Source organism: Streptosporangium sp. NPDC051023 (assembly GCF_040689595.1).
In the GTDB taxonomy this organism is placed as follows: domain Bacteria; phylum Actinomycetota; class Actinomycetes; order Streptosporangiales; family Streptosporangiaceae; genus Streptosporangium.
Genome location: NZ_JBFBCE010000002.1, coordinates 136,756 through 158,835, shown reverse-complemented (window position 1 = coordinate 158,835; position 22,080 = coordinate 136,756). Strand labels below are relative to the sequence as shown.

The following is a 22,080-nucleotide window of genomic DNA, read 5'->3' as shown; positions in this document are numbered from 1 at the left end:
TGGCATCCAGCGAAAAGTCATGAAAGCGCTTGGGAAAAATCAGCCCAAAGATCCTCTATGTGCTCGATGCCCACCGCGACCCGGACCGTGCCCTCGCTGATCCCGTGCCGGGCGAGTTCCTCGGCCGTCAGCGAGCGGTGAGAGGTGGTCGCCGGGTGCAGGATGAGCGTCTCGACACCGCCGAGCGACGGGGCCAGCAACGCGAGCCGTACCGAGCTCATGAACTTCTCGCCCGCCGCGCGGCCGCCGACGAGGTCGAAGGAGAAGACCCCGCCGAAGTCGGGCAGCAGCCTCCTGGCCAGCAGGTGCGAGCGGTGCGAGGGCAGGCCGGGCCAGTGCACGGCCGAGACCGCGGGGTGGTTGTCCAGGCGCAGGGCGAGCTCGCGGGTGTTGAAGCAGTGGCGCTCCATGCGCAGCGGCAGGGTCTGAATGCCGCGCAGAGTGAGCCAGGCGGCGAACGGGTCGGCGGTCGCGCCCAGTTCGACCGCGAAGTGCCACACCTTGCGGTAGAGCTCGTCCGAGGCGAAGACCGCGACGCCGCCGAGCACGTCGGTGTGTCCGCTCAGGTACTTGGTCGTCGAGTGGACCACGATGTCGGCGCCGTGCTCGATCGGGCGGCACAGCATCGGCGAGGCGAAGGTGTTGTCGACCACGGAGACCAGGCCCGCCTCACGGGCGACAGCGCACATCCCCGGCAGGTCCGCGACCTGGGTCACCGGGTTGGCGATGGTCTCCAGGTAGACCATCCTGCTCTCCTCGCGTACGGCCGCGCGCAACGCCGCCGGATCGTCCTGCGGCACGTAGGAGACCTCGATGCGGAACCGCCCGGCCAGGTCGTTGATCATCGCCGCGGTGCCGCCGTAGAGGGGCTTCTGCGCGATCAGGTGGTCCCCCGGCTTGAGCAGGCCGAGCAGCACCGAGTTGATCGCCCCCATGCCCGAGGCGGTCGCAACCGCGCCGACGCCGCCCTCGAGCCCGGCGACCGCCTCCTCCAGGGATCGGACGGTTGGGTTCGACAGCCTGCCGTACACGAAGGGACCGTCGGGGCGGCCCATCCCCTCGGCGAAGACGGCCGGGTCGTCGAAGACGAAGCCCGAGGTCTGGTAGATCGGCACGGCGATGGGGTGGCTGCCGTTCAGCTCCGGCTGGGGAAGGTGGACGGTACGGGTCTCCGGACGAAGTTCGCTCATGCGTCAAGGATGTCCCGCTCGCCGGATGTCTGTCAGACCGGGTCGTGCAAATTCAGCCCATCGCGGGGAACGCCGAGCGGAAAGCCGGACACCGGCCCCGACACGTTGACGAGCCCGCTCTGCGCGGTGCCGGGCCTCCCTACCGAGGAGATCGCCCCCCGCCCACACCTGACAGTGCTGAACACGGCTTGGGCGCACCACCGGCGGGACTGTTTTTGGCTTGGGCGCGCCGGTGTCTGGACTGAGGAGCGGATGAGCGACGAGGGAAGGCACCGGCACTGGGGCGCCCAAACCCGCGACGCCGCCAGGCGTCGCAAACAAGCACAGCCCGCGACGCCGAAGGCGGTGCAAATAAGCACAACTCAGATGTCGGTGACGCGGAACCCGGCGTGGGCCTTGTAGCGGCGGTTGACGGAGATGAGGTTGGCGGTCAGCGCCTCGACCTGGTGGGCGTTGCGCAGGCGGCCGCCGTACACCCCGCGGACGCCCGCGATCCGGCCGGCCAGCGCCTGCACGGTGTCGGTCGCCTCACGATCGTCTCCGAGGACGAGCACGTCCAGGTCGACCTCCGCCACCTCGGGGTCCAGCAGCAGGACGGCGGAGACGTGGTGGAAGGCGGCGACGACCCGGCTGTCCGGGAGGACCGCGGCGGCCTGCTGGGCGGCGCTGCCCTCCTCGACGGGCAGCGCGTACGCGCCCTGCTTGTCGAAGCCCAGCGGGTTGACGCAGTCGATGACGATCTTCCCGGCCAGTTCGGCCCGCAGGGACTCCAGTGTGGACTTGTGGCCGTCCCACGGGATCGCCACGATCACCACGTCGGCCTCGGCCGCCACGGTCGCGTTGTCCGCGCCGCGAACCGACTCGCCGATGCTCGCCGCGGCCTCCCGGGCGCGCTCCGCACTGCGCGACCCGATCAGCACCGGGTTTCCCGCGAGGGCGAACCGCCTGGCCAGTCCCTTGCCCTGGTCGCCGGTGCCGCCCAGGATCCCGATCGAGATTCCGCTCACATCTGGAATGTCAGTGCTCACTGATCGCTCCCCGTCATTGTCTGCCGTTCGTGGCCGGACCCGATCGGCCCTGTTATCTGTCCAGATCATGCCAGGGCCGTGTTCCGCGAGTCATCCCGGGGGGACTGAGGCACCATGGTGGGCATGGACGCTCGGTCGGTGGCAATCCTGCGCGAGATCCTGGCCTCGACCGGCTGGATCGAGCGCACCCGCGAGCTGGGGCTCGCGCTACGGGCGACGCGGTCGCCGGGAGGCCTGCTGGTGGTCGGCACCCCCAGCGAGGAGCCCTGGCATCTGACCGCGCACCTGAGTGACGAGGCCAGGCTCGCCGGGCTGCCCCAGCTCGCCCCGACGCTGGTCCGCTGGGCGCCCGCCCCGGACGCGCCCGCGCACCTGCGTGTCGGGCTTGAGCGGATCGAGCAGGCGAGGCGGGGCGAGACGTTGTTCGTCGTGACCGAGGACCGGGCCCCTGATCCCCTGCTGGAGCGGGTCAGCGACGCCCGGCGCGTCGGGGCGACCATCCTGGCGCTGGACGGCGGCGACCCGGAGCTTGAGGGGTTGGCCCATGACGCGCTGGTGATCTCCGAGCAGGGGCCGCTCTCCTTCGACGGCGCCCAGCATCTGATCAGCCTGGCCGCGGGCGAGGGCGAGCAGCGTCCCGGCCTGCGCGACCGGCTGGCCCGGCTTCTCGACCGGGTCAGTGGCCCCCGGGTCCCCGACTGAGGCCGTCCTCCTGGGTCCCGGATGACTGGCCTGGCCACCCCCGCGGCGTTTCGCAGCGCTCCCCGAGGCGGGACACGAGACCGTCCGCCGCCTCCCTGAGCGCGGCGATGACCACCGCCTGCACCGGGCCGGGCTCCCCTGAGCGGGCACGGCTGACGCGGGTCACGACACTGAGGCTGCGGGCGCCCACATTGGAGATGCCGGTCACCACCACCTCACCCGCGGGAACCTCGAGCAGGGCCAGCGAGGGGACGATCGCCACCCCGTGCCCCGCCGCGACCATGGCCAGGACGGGCGGGAACTCCTCGATGACGTGCACCTTGCGCGGAGTGAACCCGTGCAGGGCGGCCAGCCGTTCCAGCGCGTGCCCGCACGCCTGGTCCGGCGGTCCCGCGACCCACGGCACGCCGCCCAGGTCCGCGACGTCACGCGGGATGTCCGCCCAGCCGGGAGGCGCCACGATGCGGTACTCGTCCACGTGGAGAGGCTGGGAGACGATCGAGGGCTGCGCGGGGACGGGCTCGTCCGCGTCCTGCTCGGTGATGGCCAGGTCGATCCCGCCGAGCCTGACCTCCTGCAGCGCGGGCGCCCCGTACAGCTCGTGGACGCGCGGGGTGATCTGGGGGTGGCGCTCGGCCAGCGTCGCCAGAGCGGGTAGCAGCAGGTGCCGGATGGCCGTGGGGAACGCGGCGATCGAGACGGGACCCGCCAGCCGCTCGGTGAACTGGGTCAGCTCCCGCCTGGCCTCGCTGAGCTCCTCCTCGACCCGCTCCGCGTATCCCGCGAGGACCCGGCCCACGGGGGTGAGCGCGACCCTGCGCTGTGACCGGTCGATGAGCGCGAGCCCGACCTCCCGCTCAAGCTGGGCGAGCTGCTGGGAGACCGCGGAGGCGGTCAGGTGGAGCGCCTCGGCCGCACGCATGACGCCCCCGCGGCGCGCGACCTCATGGAGCACCAGCAACCTCCTCGGGTCGATTTCCATACAGCTCAGCTTACGCGCTTCTTAAGAAGACTTTATTTGCCCTTCATTGGTGCATGTCGGGATCATAGGGACATGAGCCCCTCCTCCACCAGGGCGTGATCCGGTGTCCCTGTTCGTCGACCTCCTCGGCTGGGCCGGCGCCGGGGCCATGCTGTACGGCTACGCCATGGTGTCCTCGTCCCGCATGGCCGGGGACGGCATGCCGTACCAGACCATCAACCTTGTCGGGGCGATCGCCCTGATGGTGAACACGGCCTGCCACTCCGCCTGGCCCTCAGCGATCCTCAACGTCGTCTGGGGCGCGATCGGCCTCACGGCCGTCACCAGGATGATCATGACAAGAAACAAGAAGAAGACGGTGAGCGTCCCATGAACAGGCTGATCGAGCTGAGCCACCGCATCGTCGAGGGCATGCGCACCTACCCGGGCGTTCCCGGGCCCCGGCTCGGCGTGCACCTGAGCCGGGAGGCCTCACGCGAGGTCTACGCCCCCGGCACCGAGTTCCACATCGGCAGCATCGAGCTGGTCGCCAACACCGGCACCTACCTCGACACCCCGTACCACCGCTACCCGGAGGGCCCCGACCTGTCCGGGGTGCCGCTGGAGGCGATCGCAGACCTGCCGGGCCTGGTGGTGCGGGCCGAGGGCCTGCGCTCGGTGGGGCCGGACCGGTTCACCGGCCTGGACGTGCGGGGCAGGGCCGTCCTCGTCCAGACCGGCTGGGACCGGCTTTTCGGCACGGACGCCTACTTCAACGGCCACCCCTACCTCGAACCCGCGGCGGCGGAGTGGCTCGTGGAGCAGGGGGCGGCCCTCGTCGGGATCGACACGCTGAACATCGACGACACCCCGCCGCACGGCGAACGCCCCGCGCACACGCTGCTGCTCGGCGCGGGAATCCCGATCGTGGAGCACATGACCGGCCTGGCCGCGCTCCCCGACAGCGGGTTCCGCTTCCACGCAGCCCCTCCGATGATCACAGGCATGGGCACCTTCCCGGTCCGCGCCTACGCGGTCGTTGAAGGCCGGTAGCACTCCGCCCAGGTCAGCCCCGCCGCGGGCGCGGCCGTCACGTCCACGGGACGACGTCCCGCGCGCGCCCGCCGTCCGCGCCGCACTTCCGACCAACCGCAAATGATTACGCGCCACCAAAACCCGAAAAAACGGATATATGGCGATTTCTAATAACCATCACCAGAAATCAGCCAGGCAAGGTCAACATTGTCGGCGACTCGCCGCACACGGTCATGTCACCGGCCGGTAAGGGCCGCGCGGGACGGGGTTCCCCGCGCACGACGGGGCGGACGTCGGCCCCCGCGGCCGGAGCGTCCGAAACAGCCAGCCCCCCGCGGCCGGAGCGTCCGGAACAGCCGGCCCCGGCCGCCCAGGACCGGCCTCGACGATCAGGGCGGCCTCGATCGGCCCGCCTGGCGAACGGCGGTGCTAGTCGCCGTCCCAGGCCTTGTCCTCCTCCTGCCATGCCTGGTTGCGTTCGGCCGCGGTCTTCAGCGCGTTGGCCGCAGCCTCGCGGGTCTCGTAGGGACCCAGCCGGTCCTTGTTGGGACAGCCCTCGTCGGGCTCGACCGCCATGTGCGTCAAACAGAACCACCATCGATCACTCATGCGAGCAATCCTGCCCAGTGAGAAGCACAACTAGACTGGGTGACCATGACGACACTGCTCCAGCCCGGGCGGATCTCGCCCATTCGCAAGGTCCCCGCCCACATCGAGCGGCCGGAGTATGTCGGGAAGAAATCTCCGAAGGTCGGAGAGCCCGACGTGAAGACCCCCGAGATCATCGAGCGGATGCGGATCGCGGGCAAGCTGGCCGCCCAGGCGCTCGAGGAGGTCGGCAGGCACGTCGCGCCCGGTGTCACCACCGACGAGCTCGACCGGATCGGCCACGAGTTCCTCTGCGACCACGGGGCCTACCCCAGCACGCTGGGCTACCGGGGCTACCCCAAGTCGCTGTGCACCTCGATCAACGAGGTGATCTGCCACGGCATCCCCGACGACACCCTGCTGCGTGACGGCGACATCGTCAACGTCGACATCACCGCGTTCATCGGCGGTGTGCACGGCGACACCGACGCCACCTTCCTCGTCGGCGACGTGGACGAGGAGTCCCGGCTGCTGGTCGAGCGCACCCGCGAGGCGACCAGCAGGGCCATCAAGGCCGTCGCCCCCGGCCGCCAGCTCAACGTGGCGGGCCGTGTCATCGAGGCCTACGCCAAGCGGTTCGGCTACGGCGTCGTCCGCGACTTCACCGGCCATGGCATCGGCACCACGTTCCACTCTGGGCTGATCGTCCCGCACTACGACGACCCGTCGCTGGCGGTCACGCTGGAGCCCGGCATGACGTTCACCATCGAACCCATGCTGACGCTCGGCACGATCGACTACGAGATCTGGCCTGACGGCTGGACCGCGGTGACCAAGGACCGCAAGCGGACCGCCCAGTTCGAGCACACCATCCTGGTCACCGAGACCGGCCACGAGATCCTGACGCTTCCCTAAATCCCGGCAGCCGGGAGTTCACCGGTCACGCAACGGCACGGGGCCCGGCCCGTCTTCGCCGCGCCGCCACCTCGGACGCGGCGGAGGCGTCCGGCAGGAGATCACCGGCGTGCACCGGGGCCGTGCCGCCGCTCGCCGTACCGGTGCCGGGAAAAAGCCCAGAGCGCGTCACCAGGCGGCTGGCTGGATACGGCTAGCCGCTACGGGGGACGACTCCGGTGATGGTGGTTCCCTCTCCCGGGACGCCGTTGACGCCGAGCGTGCCGCCGACCTCGGCGAAGTGGGTGCGCATGACGGTGATGCCCCGGCCTGCGGCTTGGCCGGAGAAACCCGCGCCGTCGTCGCTCACCGTCATGCGGAGACCGGCGGGTCCCAAGGTCACCGCGATGGAGACGACACCGGCCCGGCTGTGCCGCTCGATGTTGGAAAGCGCCTCGCCCAGGACGGCCAGTACGGCCTCGGCGATCCTGATGGGCACCTCACGGCCTGGCAACGCCCAGATCTCGACGGCGATCCCGGTGCTCTCCGCCCACTCGGCCAGGTGCTCCTCGAGAGCCTGGGCAAGACTCAGGCCCGCACGCATGCCCAGTTCTTTGGCCACTGCTCACCCCTCCTGCCGCACATGGCAGCCACCGGTCCCCCGACCGAAAAGGTGACCTGTACGTGACTGGGCGCGCGACGACCGGGCGCCGCGCCCGTTGCGGTGATGCCAGACCCCCCTGTCTTACAGGTTACCGGGAGGTGGCGGTGACGGGGCTGGAAGATAGGGGCACATGGCGGTTGCGCCACTGGGCTCCCACCGTCCAGGAGGGGGGAGCGAGTGCCAGGAGGGTGATAGGAGCGCCGAGTATCGGAAGGATCCACGGCGCCCGCGAGGGCGGGCTAGACCGCCGCCCGTGCCCGCCTGTTCATGGCTGCTTCTTGCCGCGCAGGCTGAAGAACATGCCGATGCCGATGCCGGCCAGGCCGCCGCCGATCAGCCACACCCAGCCGGGGATGCCGCTTGAGGATCCGGAGCCGGACACCTCGGCCGCCGGGCTGGGCGAGAGGGCGTCCGCCGCGGTCTCTGTGACCGCTGAGGGCGACGCCGACCCGGGCCCGGACTCCGAGGAGGACGGGGATGCCGCGGCGGTCTCCGACGGTGTGGGCTTGCCGGGGCCGGTCAGCGTGAAGGGGATCTCTCCCTCGATCGGGTGACCGTCCGAGGAGACCACCCGGTAGGCGATGACGTATCCGCCGGGCGGAAGATCTCCCTTGAGCCTCTGGGTGACGACCGAGCCGTCGACGGCCGGTTTGCCGTCCTGGTAGGCGGTGTTGTCCGAGGTGTGCACGACGACGCTCGGGAAGCCGACCTTGGAGCTGAAGGTCAGCTTCACCTGGTCGAGGCTCTCGACCTTGGCCCCCTTCGCGGGGTTGCTGCTCTTGAGCGAGTCGTGAGCCAGGGCGGGCGCGGCGAAGGCCGTACCGAGGACGAGAGCGGCGAGAAGCGCGAGAGCTGCCGCGACAGGGGAAGTCTTCATGGCACCATCAAGGCTACCGACGCCCTCACGCGGTCCTTACCTCCCCGGACCGATCACGCCTCGGATCCGGGCAGAAGACCCGTCCGGCATCCGTCTCCGGTCGTGCCCGGCACCGTTGGGGCGCCGCCTCTTTCGATGCCACCTTTCCCCGCGAGCCGCTCGCCCGGCTCGCGGGACACACGGTCCTACAGTCCCACGCAGGCCAGAGCCTTCTTGTAGGCGTCCACGCTCCGGTCGGGCTCGTCGATACGTTCCAAAACCTGGGCGGTCGTCAGCCACACGTGGGCGGTGTAGCGGGTTCCCGTCAGCTGGTCGAGCGCCTCGGCCACCGTGTCCAGCTCGCGCAGGGCCTGCTGCCGGTCGTGCTGCTCCGCGGAGGTCTGGCCGTGCAGCAGGTGCGCCTCCATCTGCAGAAGCTTGGGCATCCCGTCGAGCATGTCGCAGACGGACCTGATGTGCTCCCCCGCCTGCTGGGGGTTGGCGAGCAGCAGTTCGGCGCGGGCGAGGTTCATCACGCAGCGCAGCTTGGCCATGGGGTTGGCGGAGCTCTCCGACAGCTCCTTCTCCGCCTTCACCAGCTGGTCCCGCCACGTGGCCGCCTGCATGGGCCGGACGGCCAGCATCACCTCGAGGTAGTCGCTGCGGAGCCTGGCCAGCCTGCGGGGGTCGCCGTGCTCGGACTGGATGGCCAGGGCCCGCTCGACGTGGGTAACCCCCTCGTCACCGCGGCCGCTCTCGACCGCGACGATGGCCGCGCCCCAGTGCGCCAGCGTGAGCGCCTGCGGGGTGCCGAGGACCTCGGCCGCGGCGAGCACCTCGGCGGAGAACTGGCGGGCCCTGAGCAGGTCGCCACGCTCGAAGTAGGCCGCGACCAGCTGGCTGGCCAGCCTGATCAGGCCGTCGGTCCAGGCGGGCCGTACGGCTCCGCCGAGGATCTGCTCGACGACGTTGACCGCCTGAACCAGGTCGCCCTGCTCCCGGTAGCAGCGCGAGAGCGCGACGACCACGGCGATGTGGCGCTCCGGGGACATCGTGACGGGGTCGTTCTGGCGCAGGCCGTTCAGCAGGGTGATCGCATCGTCCAGGTCACCGCAGGCCTCAGCCGCCAGGGCAAGGCCGTACTCGGCGTCCTGCCTGTGCTGGGGCAGGCCCGCCAGGCCGCTGTCGGCGAGCAACTCGGCGTAGCGCGTGCGCGCCTCGCTGACCTCGCCGTTCTCCATGGCCAGCCGGGCGTAGCCGAGGCCGAGCTCGATCTCCTGCATCTGCTCGGCGGTCACGCCGTTGATCAGGTAGGTGAGGGAGCAGTCGAGCTTCTCCGCCAGTAGCTCAAGGACCGCGGGCGTGGGAGTACGCTTGCCACTCTCGATCAGAGATACATAACTGTCGGATAGTTCCGGATGGGCGAGTTGCGCCTGGGAAAGACCACGTTGACGTCGGACGGTCTTGATGCGTTGCCCCACCAAGTCTTGACCAGCCACGTTACCCCTTGAAAGATATCGTTCGAGCAGCAGAACCCACGACAGGAGCCTCCCCCGTGCGCCGACGCCTCGCTTTGTCTGCCCTCGCCGTCCTATTTACGGCCACATTTGCAGCCACGAGCAATGCTACGACCGCCAGTGCCGATTCGTCTGCCCCCTCACAGAGCACCAGTCAGTATTCTTTGCAGCAGAACTCGCAGAACAGGACGAGCTGGAACCACCCCGACTAGGATCGGGTCAGCTCGCCTGTAAAGCCAAGAACAGGTCGACACGGTCCGCCATCGTGGAGAGATCCCGTCCGGTCAGCTCTTCGACGCGGCGGATACGATAGCGGACCGTGTTGACGTGCACGTGCAGACGCTCGGCACAGGCATTCCACGAACCGACACAGTCGAGGAACATGCCGAGGGTCAGCACCAGCTCGGACTGGTGCCGCCGGTCGTAGTCGACCAGCGGGTCCAGCAGCCGCGCGGCGAACGACCGCCGCACGTCCCCGGGGACCGTCGCCAGCAGCAGTGCGTGCGTGTAGATCTCATCGCTGGTCGCCACTCCCCCGCCCCGCGCCTGCGCCAGCCGCCGGGCGTGACGGGCCTCCTCGACGCCACCTCTGATCGCCGCGGAACCGGCCAGCACGGCGCTCACCCCGATCGAGACCCGGGTTCCCCTGAGTCCCGCCGCCAGCGCGCGTTCCCCCGCCCTCAGCGTCTCCGCCAGCTCCTTCGCCGTTCCCACAAGCGGCACCAGCGCCACGGCCTCCTCGGCGCTCTCCCGCGACCGTGCGCCGGCCCGCGTGCCCACGCCCCCGTCGGCCCGCTCCGTGCCCGCAGCCGCGGCGGGATCCACGACCGTACCGGGTTCCGTGCCCGTCCAGGCTCCGGCGACCGCGGCGGCGACCCGCAAGGGGCGCAGCAGCTCCTCCAGGACCCGCCCGCCGAGCGCCGCCGGATCGTCTCTCACGGTCTCGCCCGCCGGCGAGACGGTCACGCTCACCACCGAGTACGGCTCCGCCTGGCCGATCCCGCAGGCCCGCAGCCCGGCGTTGAGCTCTGCCTGGCCGCTCCCCACTGAGACGGCCAGCTCGACCAGCTGCCCCACGAGGCGGCGCTCGACCTCCCTCACCCCCTCGGCCCTGGTTCGCTCGAGCGCGACGCAGGCCGCGAGCTCGAATCCCAGGTCGGCCTCGCCGAGCAGGTCCCCGCCGCAGACCAGCGCCCAGCCCGCGGCGCGGTGCTCGCGGCCGACCCCGAAGATCGTGAAGGCCCCCGAGGAGGTGCGGGTCAGGTGCGGCAGCCGGGAGGCGGTCAGGTACTCATGCGCGAGCCGTACGGCGTCCGCCTCCCGCAGGGTGCCCGCGACCAGGCCGCCGGTCGCGGAGACCACCGCGCCCGTCATCCCCAGCTCGGTGTCCATCAGCGCGAACAGCTCCGGAAGACCCGCGCCCTCCGCGACCGCGGCGACGATCCGTCGGTGACGGCCGAGGGCGTCACGCAGCTCCGCGTTCCTCGGGACGACCATCTCGGCGACGCTCCTGAAGGAGACCTCGACAGGCACCCGGAGCAGCGGCAGGCCATGGGCCGCGCAGGCCTCGACGAGGTCGTCGGGAACCATGCCGAGCCAGGCGCTGCCCGCGCCGAGCGCGGCCACCCCGGCTTCCGCGAGACGGGCGACGAACCGTGCGGAGTCGGCGGGCTGGTTGCGCCACATGAGGCCGGACAGCACCAGCTCCCCGCCAGAGAGGTAGCGCCGCGGGTCGGGCAGGTCCGTGATCTGTACGCCGGTGAAGGGGCGGTCCAGATGCTCCTCACCGACGAGCAGGGTGAGCCCGAGCTCCGTTATCCCGACCAGGTCACGTATCCGCATGGTTGGATAAAACTACAAGAGCCGCCGCCGGCCTTCTCCCGCCTTTGTCCGCGTCCGCCATTTCCCGTCCTGACCTGGGCTGATGTACTGCTGTGGTGAGCCGAATCGAGACCAGGCCCGGACAGCGGGAGCGGGGCGTCGGCGCGAGCGCGCCGCGTCCCGACGGGACGCTGAAGGTGACGGGCGAGTTCGCCTACTCCTCCGACCTGTACCTCGCGGACATGGTCTGGGGGGTGACGCTGCGCAGCCCGCACCCTTCGGCGTGGATCCGCTCCATCGACATCGGCCCCGCGCTGGCCATGCCGGGCGTGCTGGCGGTGCTCACCCACGAGGACGTGCCGGGCGAGAAGTTCTACGGCCTCGAACGCAGACACCAGCCGGTGCTGGCCGTCGACCAGGTCCGCTACCAGGGGGAGCCGGTCGCACTGGTCGCCGCCGACCACCCGGAGCTGGCCAGGCGGGCCGCCGCGGCGATCGTGGTGAACTACGAGGTCCGCGAGGCGGTCGTCGACCCGCGCAGGGCGGCCTTCGACCCCTCGTGTCCCGCGGTCCACGACGGCGGCAACGTGCTGCGCCACCAGCCGATCCGGGTCGGCTCCGACTTCGAGGCCCCCGTTGTCGTCACCGGGGAATACGAGGTCGGCATGCAGGACCAGGCCTTCCTCGGCCCCGAGTCGGGGCTGGCCGTACCGGCCGAGGACGGCGGGGTCGACCTGTTCGTCGCCACCCAGTGGCTGCACGTCGACCGCGACCAGATCGCGCCGTGCCTGGGTCTTGCGCCCGAGCGGGTACGGCTGACGCTGTCCGGGGTCGGCGGCGCCTTCGGGGCGAGAGAGGACCTGTCCATGCAGGTGCACGCCTGCATGCTCGCGCTGCGCACAGGCCGCCCGGTGAAGATCGTCTACAACCGCGAGGAGTCGTTCTTCGGCCACGTGCACCGGCATCCGGCCAGGATGCGCTACGAGCATGGCGCGACCGGCGACGGCAGGCTGCTCTACGTCAGAGCGGAGATCCTGCTCGACGGCGGCGCCTACTGCTCCACCTCCCCCGCCGTAGTCGGCAACGCCGCCTCGCTCGGGATCGGCCCCTACGAGGTGCCGAACATCCACCTCGACGCCTACGGCGTCTACACCAACAACCCGCCGTGCGGCGCCATGCGGGGCTTCGGCGCGGTGCAGGCCTGCTACGCCTACGAGTCGCAGATGGACAGGCTCGCCGAGGCGTGCGGCATCTCCCCGGTCGAGGTCCGTGTCCGCAACGCGGTCTCCCAGGGCTCGAGGCTGGCCACCGGGCAGGTCATCGACTCCCCCGCGCCGCTGGCCGACATGCTCCGCCTGCTCGCCGCCCAGCCGCTGCCCCCGGCCTCCCGCGGCGGACCGCTCGACATGCCGGGCGGCGTCGCGCAGACCACCAGGGGCGAGGGCGTACGGCGAGGCGTCGGGTACGGCGTCGGCATCAAGAACATCTGCTTCTCCGAGGGCTTCGACGACTACTCGACCGCCAGGGTGCGGGTCGAGCTGCTCGGCGGCGAGCCGCACGTCCTGGTGCACACGGCGGCGGCCGAGGTCGGCCAGGGACTGGTGACGATCCAGGAGCAGATCGCCAGGGCCGAGCTTGGCGTCGACAGGGTCACGGTCGCGCAGGCGGACACGGCGGTCGGCTCGGCGGGGTCCTCCTCGGCCTCCCGGCAGTCCTACGTCACCGGCGGCGCGGTCAAGGCGGCCTGCGAGGCCGTGCGGGAGCGGCTCGCGGAGCTACGGGCGGACGGGCTCTCCCTGGCCGAGGCGCTGGAGTTGGCGGGCGCGGTCGAGGAGACCAGGCGTTACCGCCACCGCCCGACCTTCCCGATGGACCCGGTCACCGGGCAGGGCGCCTCGCACACGCAGCTCGCGCTGTGCGTGCATCGCGCGGTGGTCGACGTGGACGTGGAGTTGGGCCTCGTCAAGGTCGTCGAGCTGGCGGCCGTACAGGACGTGGGGAAGGCGCTCAACCCGGTCGCCCTCGAGGGGCAGATCCACGGCGGCTCGGCGCAGGGGCTCGGGCTGGCGCTGATGGAGGAGATCCAGGTCTCCGGAGGGCGGGTGCTGAACCCGTCCTTCACCGACTACCTGATCCCCACGATCCTCGACATGCCGCCCATGCGGGTCACGATTCTGGAGAATCCCGACCCGAACGCCCCCTACGGCCTGCGCGGCGCGGGCGAGCCCCCCACCCTGTCGTCGACCCCGGCGATCGCGGCCGCCGTACGGGCCGCCACCGGCCTGCCGCTACCCCGCGTGCCCATCCGTCCCCACGACATCGCGTTGACCCCGGTGACATCACGCCGAACCTCATGACATCGCGCCGAAGGGGTAGGAACCGATCATCCCCGTAGGCGATGGGAGGGTCATGGACCGGTTCTTCGAGCTGTCGGCGCGTGGTTCGACGGTCGGCCGTGAGGTCAGGGGCGGGATCACCACCTTCATGGCCATGGCCTACATCATCCTGCTCAACCCGATCATCCTGGGCGGGGCCACGGACGTCACGGGGGCGAAGCTGTCGATCCCGCAGCTGACCACCTCGACCATCCTCGCCGCCGCCGTGAGCACGCTGCTGATGGGAGTGGTCGGCAACGCGCCGTTCGGCCTCGCGGCCGGGCTGGGGCTCAACGCGGTGGTCGCCTACCAGGCCGCACCGCACATGACCTGGGCCCAGGCGATGGGGCTCGTCGTGCTGGAGGGCCTGGTGATCGTGGTTCTGGCGGTCTCCGGGCTGCGCAGGCTCATCATGAACTCCATCCCGCTCGCGCTGAAGCACGCGATCAGCGTGGGCATCGGGATGTTCATCGCGCTGATCGGACTGGTCGACGCCGGGTTCGTCGCCAAGGGGACGGGGACGCCCGTGCAGCTCGGCGCGACCGGGCACCTGACCGGCTGGCCGGTCGTGGTGTTCTGCTTCGGCCTGCTGCTGGTGATCGTGCTCTACGTGCGCAGGACCAGGGGTGCCATCCTGATCGGCATCGCGATCACCGCTGTCCTGGCGATCCTGGTCAACTCGCTCACCACGATCGCCCCGGCGAGCTGGGGCGTGGTGGTGCCCCGGGTGCCCGAAGGGGTGATCGCCGCGCCCGACTTCGGGCTGGTCGGCCAGGTGGACCTGTTCGGCGGGTTCTCCCGTGCCGGGGTGGTGACCGCGACGGTCGTGCTGTTCACGCTGGTGCTGTCCGGGTTCTTCGACGCGATGGGCACGATCATCGGGGTGAGCGACGAGGCAGGCCTGGTCGACGCGGAGGGTCGTGTGCCTCGCCTCGGGGCGATCCTGACCGTCGACGGCGTGGCCGGAGCGGTCGGCGGACTCTCCAGCGCCTCGGCCAACACGGTGTTCGTCGAGTCGGCGGCCGGGGTCGGCGAGGGCGCGAGAACCGGCCTGGCTGCCCTGGTGACCGGCGGCCTGTTCGTACTGACCCTGTTCTTCACCCCGATCGCCTCCGTCGTGCCCGCCGCCGCGGCGGCCCCCGCACTGGTGCTGGTCGGCGCGCTGATGATGACCCAGGCCAGGAACATCCCCTGGGAGGACCTGACGCTGGCCATCCCCGCCTTCCTAACGATCGCCCTGATGCCCTTCACCTACAGCATCACCAACGGCGTCGGCGCAGGCGTGATCTCCTACACGGTCGTCCAGACGGCGGTCGGCCGGGTCAGGCAGATCCCGTGGCTGCTGTGGGTGGTCACCGCGATCTTCACGGCCTACTTCGCGATCGAGGCCATCCAAGCCCTCTTCGCCTGACCCTCCGGAGGTCCCCCGACGCCCCCGCCCCCTCCGGTCGTCCCGCTAGAGGTCGTCGGGGTCGCAGGCCACGCCGTCCTTGTCTCTGTCGATGTACCACCGATACTCCGCGTGGGTCTCCTTGAAGTAGGGCCCGTAGCCCGCCTTGGCCGCGGCCTTGCAGTCCGGATAGCGGGGGTCGGTTCCGCGCCCGCCGGTGGAAGAGGTCGGGGTTGTGGAGGGGCGAGCCGAGGCGTGGCCGGTCGCGGTCTTCGCCGGAGTCGTCGCGGTGGGCACGGGAGACGAGGTGGTCGCGGCGGGGACGCCGGTCGCGGCCGCAGTCGCGGCGGGGCCGGTCGCGGGGTTCGCGACGGGGGTGACGGCCAGGTTGGTTGCGGGCGTCACGGCGGACGGGGTCTGCTGGCCCGTTGACGAGGTCCCGGTGCCTCCAGGAGTCCCGTTGGTTCCAGGGGTTCCGTTGGTGCCGGGAGTTCCGGTGGTGCCGGGAGTTTCGGCGCTCCCCGGGGTCCCCACGGGTCCCGGCGTGCCAGTGCTTCCCGGCGTGCCGGTGACGCCCGGGTCCGGCGTGCCGGTGACGCCCGGGTCCGGCGTGCCGGTGACGCCCGGGTCCGGCGTGCTCCCCGCGCCGAGCAGCCGGGCGACCATGGCGTCCGCCTGCTCCTTGGTGAAGGAGCCCGCGATGCTCAGGCTGTCCTCGGTGATCACCTGGGCGACCCGCGGAGCCGCGACCACCCTCTCCCCGACGACGATCGCGATCTGCTGGGTGACCGCCTCCTTGGTCAGGTCGTTGATCTGGTCACGGAACGCGGGCGCGAACGCGATCCTGACCGAGTAGGCACCGCTCTGCTCCCGGATCGCCTCGATCTTCCGTACGGCGTTCACGCTGACCCCGGCGGCGAGCGTGTAACAGACCTGCCCCAGGTCGTCGGGCCTGGCGTCGGGATCGGTGCACTGCGCCGCCGACTGCGTGCCCGTCACCGGCGCGAAGTGGATGGGGATCGTCAGGCGCCGCGGAGGCGTCGCGCCGAGTGGCATGTCGGGGTTGCGGGTCATCAGCACCGCGAGGGTGCCGAGCACGCCCGCGACCAGCACCACGACGACCAGCGCGACGATCAGGACGATCGTGGTGCCCCTGCTCGCCCGGGGAGCCGCCGGCACGTGCCCCGCGCCGCCCTGCCCCGCCCGGCCGGGCCCCTGGGGGGCTCGGGGGGCTCGGGGGGCTCGGGGGTCATGAGAACCTCGGGGGCTCGCGGTGCCGGGATACCCATGGGCACCGGGGGGAACGGGCCCCGCGTGCCCTGAGGGCCCGTTCCTGGGCCCGAAGCCGTCAGGGGGGCCCGCCGGGTCCGGCGGTTCAGGACGGTGGCCGTGACGGCCTGGCTGAGATCCCTGCGGCACCGGTGGGTCGCCCGTACCACCGGAACCCGCGCGCATCCCCATCGTTGTGTCCCCGTATCCTCGCGTCGCCCTCGCGGTGAGCCTACCGATCGCTCAAAGGCCCGGGTAATCGGACGGCCAAGTCAGCTCTCTGAAAGATGAGAACTACTGCCAATTGACAGCCTGTTATCAACAATGAGCGATTCATTGCACCTTGCGCGTAGTACCCCCTTTCCAGGGAACGCAGAGTGAAGATGACATAGGTGCACAAATCTGGAGGAGCCGTGAAGATCGCAGTTCCCCGCGAGGTCAAGAACCACGAGTACCGCGTAGCCCTCACCCCCGCTGGAGCCCTGGAGCTGATCCGGCATGGTCATCAGGTGTTCATCGAGAAAGACGCGGGAACCGGGTCCTCGATCCCCGATTCCGATTTCCTGGGCGTGGGCGCGACCATCCTCGACTCGGCCGACGAGGTGTGGGCCGAGGGCGATCTGGTACTGAAGGTCAAGGAACCGGTCGCCGAGGAGTACCACCGGATGCGCAAGGGACAGGTGCTCTTCACCTACCTGCACCTGGCCGCGTCGGAAGCCTGCACCCGGGCCATGCTCGAATCCGGCATCACCGGTATCGCCTACGAGACCGTACAGAACGCGAACGGTTCCCTGCCGTTGCTGGCCCCGATGTCCGAGGTCGCTGGACGGCTCGCCCCGCAGGTCGGGGCCTACCATCTGATGCGGCCCGAGGGTGGGCGTGGCGTGCTCATGGGCGGCGTCTCCGGCGTGCACGCGGCCAACGTGGTCGTGATCGGCGCCGGGGTCTCCGGCATGAACGCCGCGGTGATCGCGCTCGGCATGCAGGCCGAGGTGATCCTGCTGGACAAGAACATCGACAGGCTGCGCCAGGCCGATGTGATCTACCAGGGCCACTGCCAGACCGTCGCGTCGAACAGCTTCGAGGTCGAGCGCGCGGTCCTGAACGCCGATCTGGTCATCGGCGCGGTCCTGGTCCCGGGCGCGAAGGCGCCCACGCTGGTCAGCAACGAGCTGGTCTCGCGGATGAGGCCGGGCTCGGTCCTGGTGGACATCTCCATCGACCAGGGCGGCTGCTTCGAGGACTCCCGGCCGACCACCCACGCGGACCCGACCTACCGAGTGCACAATTCAATCTTCTACTGCGTGGCCAACATGCCGGGCGCGGTCCCGCACACCTCGACCTACGCGCTGACCAACGTGACCGTGCCCTACGCCCTGGCGATCGCCGACCTGGGCTGGCGCGCGGCGCTGCGCAACGATCCCGTGCTCGCCCCGGGCCTGAACACCCACGAGGGACACCTGACCAACCAGCCTGTGGCCGAGGCTCACGGCCTGGAGTCGGTGCCCCTGGGGCAGGTACTGGCCTGACACGACCGGCGGCCCGGCGCCACAGCCCGGCCGCCACAGCCTGACTGTCTGTCACGGTCAGGCCGGTGTACGGCTCCCGCCCGCGCGGGGCCGTACACGTCCGCGTCGGATCAGGAACTCGGCGTGGCGCTCGGCGCCGGGGTCATCTCGGGCGCCTTCGACGAGCCGGGACTCGGGGCGGCCGTCGGGGTGGTCGTCGGGATCGGCGCCTCTGCGGTGGTCGTGCTGACACCTCCGCTGCAGGACGCGCCGAACTCCGGCGTCTCGGTGCTGTTGTTCCTGTACTTAGCGACGTACTTGGGCAGGCGCGGATCGTCCACGCTGTCCAGCTTGAGCTGCTTGTTCCAAGAACTGGCGATGACCTTGGCGGGCAGCCCCGGGTAGGGGCTCAGGAGCATGTACTCCTTGGAGGCCAGCTCCTTGAGCTTGGCCACCTGCTCCTTGGGCAGATCCGGCTGGTAGGTGATCCACACGGCGCCGTGCTCCATCGAGTGGACGGCGTTCTCGCTGTTGATCGGCTGGTCGTAGATACCGCAGTTCTGCCAGGCCGGGTTGTGCTCCCCGCCCATGGGCGGGTTCTCCTTGTAGCTCACCTTGGTCTGGACGTGCACGCTGCCCGGGTACTTGGTGCTCGCGACACCGTCCAGCGAGGTGGCCGCCCGCTCGTTGAACAGGTAGGAGCCGACCAGTCCGACGAGCAGAACGACGACGGTGCCGCCGATACCCCACATCAGGAGCGCGGCCCTGCGCTCCTGTCGCTTCTGCTCCGCACGCATCCGGGCGAGATTGTCCCGCCTCGCCTGCGCCTTTTCCTTCGTCATGGACCCTCCAGCCGGCAACCAACTCCGGGTCAGACTATGCCCTAACGCCGTGTGTGGAGAATAAAGGAATCACAATGCGTGATAGAGCGACGATTCGCCACAGTGGGTACTCTGGGCAGGCGATGGAAACCCCTGCTGGAAACACTCCGAAGCCCGGGCGCCGCACGGCGCTCGTCGTACTGCTCACCTGCCTGGCAGTCGCGGCCACCCTGCTGCTGGTCACCGGTAGAACATCGGCACCGGCCGACGCCTCGGCTGAGGCGGGGTTCGCCCGCGACATGTCGGTCCACCACGCCCAGGCCGTGGAGATGTCCTTTGTCATCAGGGACGGCAGCAAGGACGAGGCGCTCAGGCGGCTCGCCTACGACATCATCGTCACCCAGACCGCACAGCGCGGGATGTTCAGCGGCTGGCTCCAGCAATGGGGACTTGAGCAGTCGAGCGAGCGTCCTCAGATGGCGTGGATGGCCGGTCACGGCCACGGCGTAACGGCGGTGGCCTCCGGCACGATGCCCGGTATGGCCAGCGAGGAAGAGCTCAAGAGGCTCAGCGAGGCCACGGGCAAGGACCAGGAGATCCTCTTCCTGCAGCTCATGATCCGCCACCACGAGGGCGGCGTCCAGATGAGCGAAGGGCTGCTGAAACTGTCGGACCGCGACGAGGTGGCCACCACGGCGAGGCACATCGTCGAGGGCCAGACAGGAGAGATCAAGCTGATGACCGACATGCTGGCCCAGCGCGGCGCCAAGCCGTTGCCCTCCATCCTTTGACGCCCCACCCCTGACGACCCCCCAGCACGGCGTCCGCCTCGATGAGGTCGGCGCGTCCCTGCGCCGCCGGTCCCCCGGCCAGGGCAGCATGGAGCCAACCTGGCCGGAGGAGATAGAACAGAATGGTGAACGACGAACCGGAGAACCGCCTGGAGGTGAGCATCTCCGCCGAGGTCGAGGCCGGGCAGTACGCCAACTTCGCGTCGGTGTGGCACACCCAGGATGGTTTCGTCCTGGACTTCGCAGTGATCACCAGACCGCCTCAGCTCGCCAACGACCCCTCGTCCGGCCAGCACTTCGTCAGCGTGCCGACCAGGATCGTCAGCCGGATCCGCATCCCCCCGAGCCAGGTGTTCGAGCTGATGAAGGCCCTCGAACAGCAGCTCACCGCCTACGAGAACGAGACGGGCCAGAAATCCTGACCCTCTCGTTCCCGGGAACGGCGCTTGCGCTCTTCAAAGCAGGCCGATGGCCCCGCGCGCCAAGGCCATCAGGTCCGCGGTGCGCTGGACGGCCAGGGCGGCCCCGGCGGCCAGGATCCGTGACAGCTCCGCCGGATCGGCCGACAACTCGGCGTAGCGCTCCTGGACCGGCCGCAGCGTCTCGACCACGGCCTCGGCGGTCTCGCGTTTGAGCGCGCCGTACGACTGGAAGGCGAGCGACTCGACCTGCTGTCCCGAGCAGACCGCGAGCAGGGTGAGCAGGTTGGAGACGCCGGGTTTCTCCTGGAGGTCGTAGCGGACCTCGGTCTCCGAGTCGGTCACCGCACGCATGATCTTGCGACGGATGTCAGCGGGCTCGTCGAGGAGGTAGATCGTTCCGGCTGCCGACCCGTCGGACTTGCCCATCTTGGAGTCGGGTGTGGTCAGGTCCATGACCCGGGCGGCGAGTTGCGGGTGGACGGCCTCGGGAACGGTGAAGATCTCGCCGTAGAGGCGGTTGAACCGCAGGGCCAGGTCCCTGGTCAGCTCGACATGCTGGCGCTGGTCCTCCCCGACGGGAACGATGTCCGCCCGGTGCAGCAGGATGTCGGCGGCCATCAGGGCGGGGTAGGTGAGCAGTGAGAGACGCACCTCCTCCTGGTTCGCCGACTTCTCCTTGAACTGGATCATCCGCCGCATCTCCCCGAAGTAGGCGGTGCTCTCCAGCAGGTAGGCCAGCTCGGTGTGCGCGGGCACCCGGGACTGGATGTAGACCAGCGACCGGTCAAGGCCACAGGCGAGCAGCAGGGTCGCCGCCTCCAGCGTGCGGGCGCGCAACCGTTCCGGGTCGTGCTTGATGGTCAGGGCGTGCAGGTCCGCGACGGCGTAGACGCAGTTCGCCTCGTCCTGGAGACGTACGGCCGGCATGATCGCGCCGAGCAGGTTTCCGAGTGTGAGATGGCCCGTCGGCTTGAACGCCGAGAAGACACGCTTGGTCATGGTCGCTCCTCGCTGGAAGAAGGGACCGCCGCGCACCGGGGGCGTACACAACGAGAAACGGCCGCCGGTTCGGGCGGCCGTCTGGTTGCGCAGTCAGCGCTGGCTAGCGGGTCCGCCGATGGGCGGCCCGCCACAGACCCTGACTGCGCGTGTTCACGCCTAAGAGCGTATCTCCTCCGCCACAGCCGCGGCAAAGGCATCCACGTCCGCCTCCGTCGTGTCGAAGGCGGTCATCCAGCGGACCTCTCCGGTCGCCTCGTTCCAGGTGTAGAAGCGAAACCGCTTCTGCAGGCGCTCCGTCACCTCTCCCGGCATGATCGCGAAGACCGCGTTGGCCTGCACGGGACGCGGCACCTCGACCCCGGGGATCCTTCGCACGGCCTCGGCCAGCCTGCGGGCCATGGCGTTGGCGTTGCGCGCGTTACGCAGCCACAGGTCGCCCGCGAGCAACGCCTCGAACTGCACCGAGACGAACCTCATCTTGGAGGCGAGCTGCATCGCGCTCTTGCGCAGGTAGCGCAGGCCACGCACCGCGCCGGGGTTGAGGACGACGACGGCCTCGCCGAACATCAGCCCGGCCTTGGTGCCGCCGAAGGACAGCACGTCGACCCCCGCGTCCGTGGTGAACGCGCGCAGCGGCACGTCCAGCGCGGCGGCGGCGTTGGTCGCGCGGGCCCCGTCGAGGTGGACGAACATGCCGAGCTCGTGGGCGTGCTCGCAGATCGCCCTGATCTCCTCCGGGGTGTAGAGCGTGCCCAGCTCGGTGGTCTGCGTGATCGAGACGACCTTGGGCTGGGCTCGGTGCTCGTCGCCGAAGCCCCACGCCTGAGTGTCGATCAGGTCCGGGGTGAGCTTGCCGTCCGGGGTCGCGACGGTGAGCAGCTTGAGCCCGGCGGACCGCTCGGGGGCCCCGCCCTCGTCGGTGTGGATGTGTGCCGACTCCGCGCAGACGACCGCCTCCCAGGGCGCGGTCATCGCGCGCAGCGCGACCACGTTGGCCCCGGTGCCATTGAACATCGGCCAGGCCTCGGCGGTCGGGCCGAAGTGCCTCTTGAAGACCTCCTGCAGCGCCCGGGTGTAGGCGTCGTCGCCGTAGGCGGGCTGGTGCCCCTCGTTGGCGAGGACGATGGCCTGGAGGACCTCAGGGTGCACCCCGGCGTAGTTGTCGCTGGCGAATCCCTTGACCAGTGGATCGTGCCTGCGGATCGCGTCCGTCACATTTTCCCCTCAGCGAGGCGGCCGGTGCTCG

21 protein-coding genes are annotated in these 22,080 nt (G+C 70.1%); 9 read left to right on the top strand and 12 right to left on the bottom strand.

Annotation, left to right across the window (positions count from 1 at the left end; translation table 11 throughout):
- Window positions 1–17: 17 nt before the first annotated feature.
- Together AB0395_RS02220 and npdG are read right to left on the bottom strand one after the other, a co-directional pair.
- Window positions 18–1,190 carry an aminotransferase class I/II-fold pyridoxal phosphate-dependent enzyme gene (locus AB0395_RS02220; RefSeq protein ID WP_366276125.1) on the bottom strand — a complete coding sequence of 391 codons (1,173 nt, stop codon included), beginning with the start codon at window positions 1,188–1,190 and terminating at the stop codon, window positions 18–20.
- Between the two features lie 362 nt (window positions 1,191–1,552).
- Window positions 1,553–2,218 (bottom strand): NADPH-dependent F420 reductase, encoded by a 666-nt coding sequence (gene npdG, locus AB0395_RS02215; protein ID WP_366276123.1) that lies wholly within the window; start codon window positions 2,216–2,218, stop codon window positions 1,553–1,555.
- 123 nt (window positions 2,219–2,341) lie between these two features.
- Here npdG and AB0395_RS02210 point away from each other — a divergent pair, with 123 nt between their 5' ends.
- Window positions 2,342–2,920 carry a hypothetical protein gene (locus tag AB0395_RS02210; protein WP_366276121.1) on the top strand — a complete coding sequence of 193 codons (579 nt, stop codon included), beginning with the start codon at window positions 2,342–2,344 and terminating at the stop codon, window positions 2,918–2,920.
- Here AB0395_RS02210 and AB0395_RS02205 read toward each other — a convergent pair.
- A complete protein-coding gene (locus AB0395_RS02205) occupies window positions 2,895–3,902 on the bottom strand; it encodes a LysR family transcriptional regulator (protein WP_366276120.1) in 1,008 nt (335 codons plus the stop codon). The genes AB0395_RS02210 and AB0395_RS02205 overlap by 26 nt on opposite strands.
- Window positions 3,903–4,005: 103 nt before the next feature.
- Between AB0395_RS02205 and AB0395_RS02200 the strand changes: the two genes are divergently transcribed.
- Both AB0395_RS02200 and AB0395_RS02195 read left to right on the top strand, forming a co-directional pair.
- On the top strand, window positions 4,006–4,275 hold the full coding sequence (locus tag AB0395_RS02200) for a hypothetical protein (RefSeq protein ID WP_366276118.1): 270 nt from the start codon (window positions 4,006–4,008) through the stop codon (window positions 4,273–4,275).
- Window positions 4,272–4,934 carry a cyclase family protein gene (locus AB0395_RS02195; protein WP_366276117.1) on the top strand — a complete coding sequence of 221 codons (663 nt, stop codon included), beginning with the start codon at window positions 4,272–4,274 and terminating at the stop codon, window positions 4,932–4,934. The genes AB0395_RS02200 and AB0395_RS02195 overlap by 4 nt, the downstream gene beginning before the upstream one ends.
- Before the next feature lie 411 nt (window positions 4,935–5,345).
- On the opposite strand, the gene AB0395_RS02190 is transcribed toward AB0395_RS02195, so the two are convergent.
- A complete protein-coding gene (locus tag AB0395_RS02190; RefSeq protein WP_366276115.1) occupies window positions 5,346–5,525 on the bottom strand; it encodes a hypothetical protein in 180 nt (59 codons plus the stop codon).
- A 45-nt stretch (window positions 5,526–5,570) separates the two neighbouring features.
- Between AB0395_RS02190 and map the strand changes: the two genes are divergently transcribed.
- Window positions 5,571–6,419 carry a type I methionyl aminopeptidase gene (map, locus tag AB0395_RS02185; RefSeq protein WP_366276113.1) on the top strand — a complete coding sequence of 283 codons (849 nt, stop codon included), beginning with the start codon at window positions 5,571–5,573 and terminating at the stop codon, window positions 6,417–6,419.
- Between the two features lie 193 nt (window positions 6,420–6,612).
- Here the strand turns inward: map and AB0395_RS02180 are convergent, their stop codons facing one another.
- The 4 genes from AB0395_RS02180 to AB0395_RS02165 form a co-directional block, all read right to left on the bottom strand.
- Window positions 6,613–7,020 carry an ATP-binding protein gene (locus tag AB0395_RS02180; protein WP_366276112.1) on the bottom strand — a complete coding sequence of 136 codons (408 nt, stop codon included), beginning with the start codon at window positions 7,018–7,020 and terminating at the stop codon, window positions 6,613–6,615.
- Window positions 7,021–7,327: 307 nt separating this feature from the next.
- Complete coding sequence (locus tag AB0395_RS02175) at window positions 7,328–7,939, bottom strand: copper resistance CopC family protein (RefSeq protein ID WP_366276110.1); 612 nt, start codon at window positions 7,937–7,939, stop codon at window positions 7,328–7,330.
- 185 nt (window positions 7,940–8,124) lie between these two features.
- Complete coding sequence (locus AB0395_RS02170) at window positions 8,125–9,417, bottom strand: helix-turn-helix transcriptional regulator (protein ID WP_366276109.1); 1,293 nt, start codon at window positions 9,415–9,417, stop codon at window positions 8,125–8,127.
- Between the two features lie 237 nt (window positions 9,418–9,654).
- Window positions 9,655–11,277: a PucR family transcriptional regulator ligand-binding domain-containing protein gene (locus AB0395_RS02165; protein WP_366276108.1), complete on the bottom strand. Its 1,623-nt coding sequence runs from the start codon at window positions 11,275–11,277 to the stop codon at window positions 9,655–9,657.
- 92 nt (window positions 11,278–11,369) lie between these two features.
- On the opposite strand from AB0395_RS02165, the gene AB0395_RS02160 reads away from it, so the two are divergent.
- A complete protein-coding gene (locus AB0395_RS02160; RefSeq protein ID WP_366276107.1) occupies window positions 11,370–13,613 on the top strand; it encodes a molybdopterin cofactor-binding domain-containing protein in 2,244 nt (747 codons plus the stop codon).
- Between the two features lie 52 nt (window positions 13,614–13,665).
- On the top strand, window positions 13,666–15,042 hold the full coding sequence (locus tag AB0395_RS02155) for an NCS2 family permease (RefSeq protein WP_366276105.1): 1,377 nt from the start codon (window positions 13,666–13,668) through the stop codon (window positions 15,040–15,042).
- A 45-nt stretch (window positions 15,043–15,087) separates the two neighbouring features.
- Here the strand turns inward: AB0395_RS02155 and AB0395_RS02150 are convergent, their stop codons facing one another.
- Complete coding sequence (locus AB0395_RS02150) at window positions 15,088–16,200, bottom strand: excalibur calcium-binding domain-containing protein (protein ID WP_366276104.1); 1,113 nt, start codon at window positions 16,198–16,200, stop codon at window positions 15,088–15,090.
- Window positions 16,201–16,703: 503 nt separating this feature from the next.
- Between AB0395_RS02150 and ald the strand changes: the two genes are divergently transcribed.
- Window positions 16,704–17,819 carry an alanine dehydrogenase gene (gene ald, locus AB0395_RS02145; protein ID WP_366276102.1) on the top strand — a complete coding sequence of 372 codons (1,116 nt, stop codon included), beginning with the start codon at window positions 16,704–16,706 and terminating at the stop codon, window positions 17,817–17,819.
- 110 nt (window positions 17,820–17,929) lie between these two features.
- Here ald and AB0395_RS02140 read toward each other — a convergent pair whose 3' ends face one another.
- A complete protein-coding gene (locus AB0395_RS02140) occupies window positions 17,930–18,640 on the bottom strand; it encodes a DUF3105 domain-containing protein (RefSeq protein WP_366276101.1) in 711 nt (236 codons plus the stop codon).
- A gap of 122 nt (window positions 18,641–18,762) precedes the next feature.
- Between AB0395_RS02140 and AB0395_RS02135 the strand changes: the two genes are divergently transcribed.
- Window positions 18,763–19,410, top strand: a complete 648-nt coding sequence (locus AB0395_RS02135; RefSeq protein WP_366276099.1) for a DUF305 domain-containing protein — start codon at window positions 18,763–18,765, stop codon at window positions 19,408–19,410.
- A gap of 122 nt (window positions 19,411–19,532) precedes the next feature.
- On the top strand, window positions 19,533–19,832 hold the full coding sequence (locus tag AB0395_RS02130; protein ID WP_363949894.1) for a DUF3467 domain-containing protein: 300 nt from the start codon (window positions 19,533–19,535) through the stop codon (window positions 19,830–19,832).
- A 33-nt stretch (window positions 19,833–19,865) separates the two neighbouring features.
- On the opposite strand, the gene trpS is transcribed toward AB0395_RS02130, so the two are convergent.
- Together trpS and AB0395_RS02120 are read right to left on the bottom strand one after the other, a co-directional pair.
- Entirely contained in the window at window positions 19,866–20,831 is a 966-nt protein-coding gene (gene trpS, locus AB0395_RS02125) for a tryptophan--tRNA ligase (RefSeq protein ID WP_366276097.1), read from the bottom strand.
- Between the two features lie 159 nt (window positions 20,832–20,990).
- On the bottom strand, window positions 20,991–22,049 hold the full coding sequence (locus AB0395_RS02120) for a low specificity L-threonine aldolase (protein ID WP_366276095.1): 1,059 nt from the start codon (window positions 22,047–22,049) through the stop codon (window positions 20,991–20,993).
- Window positions 22,050–22,080 lie beyond the last annotated feature (31 nt).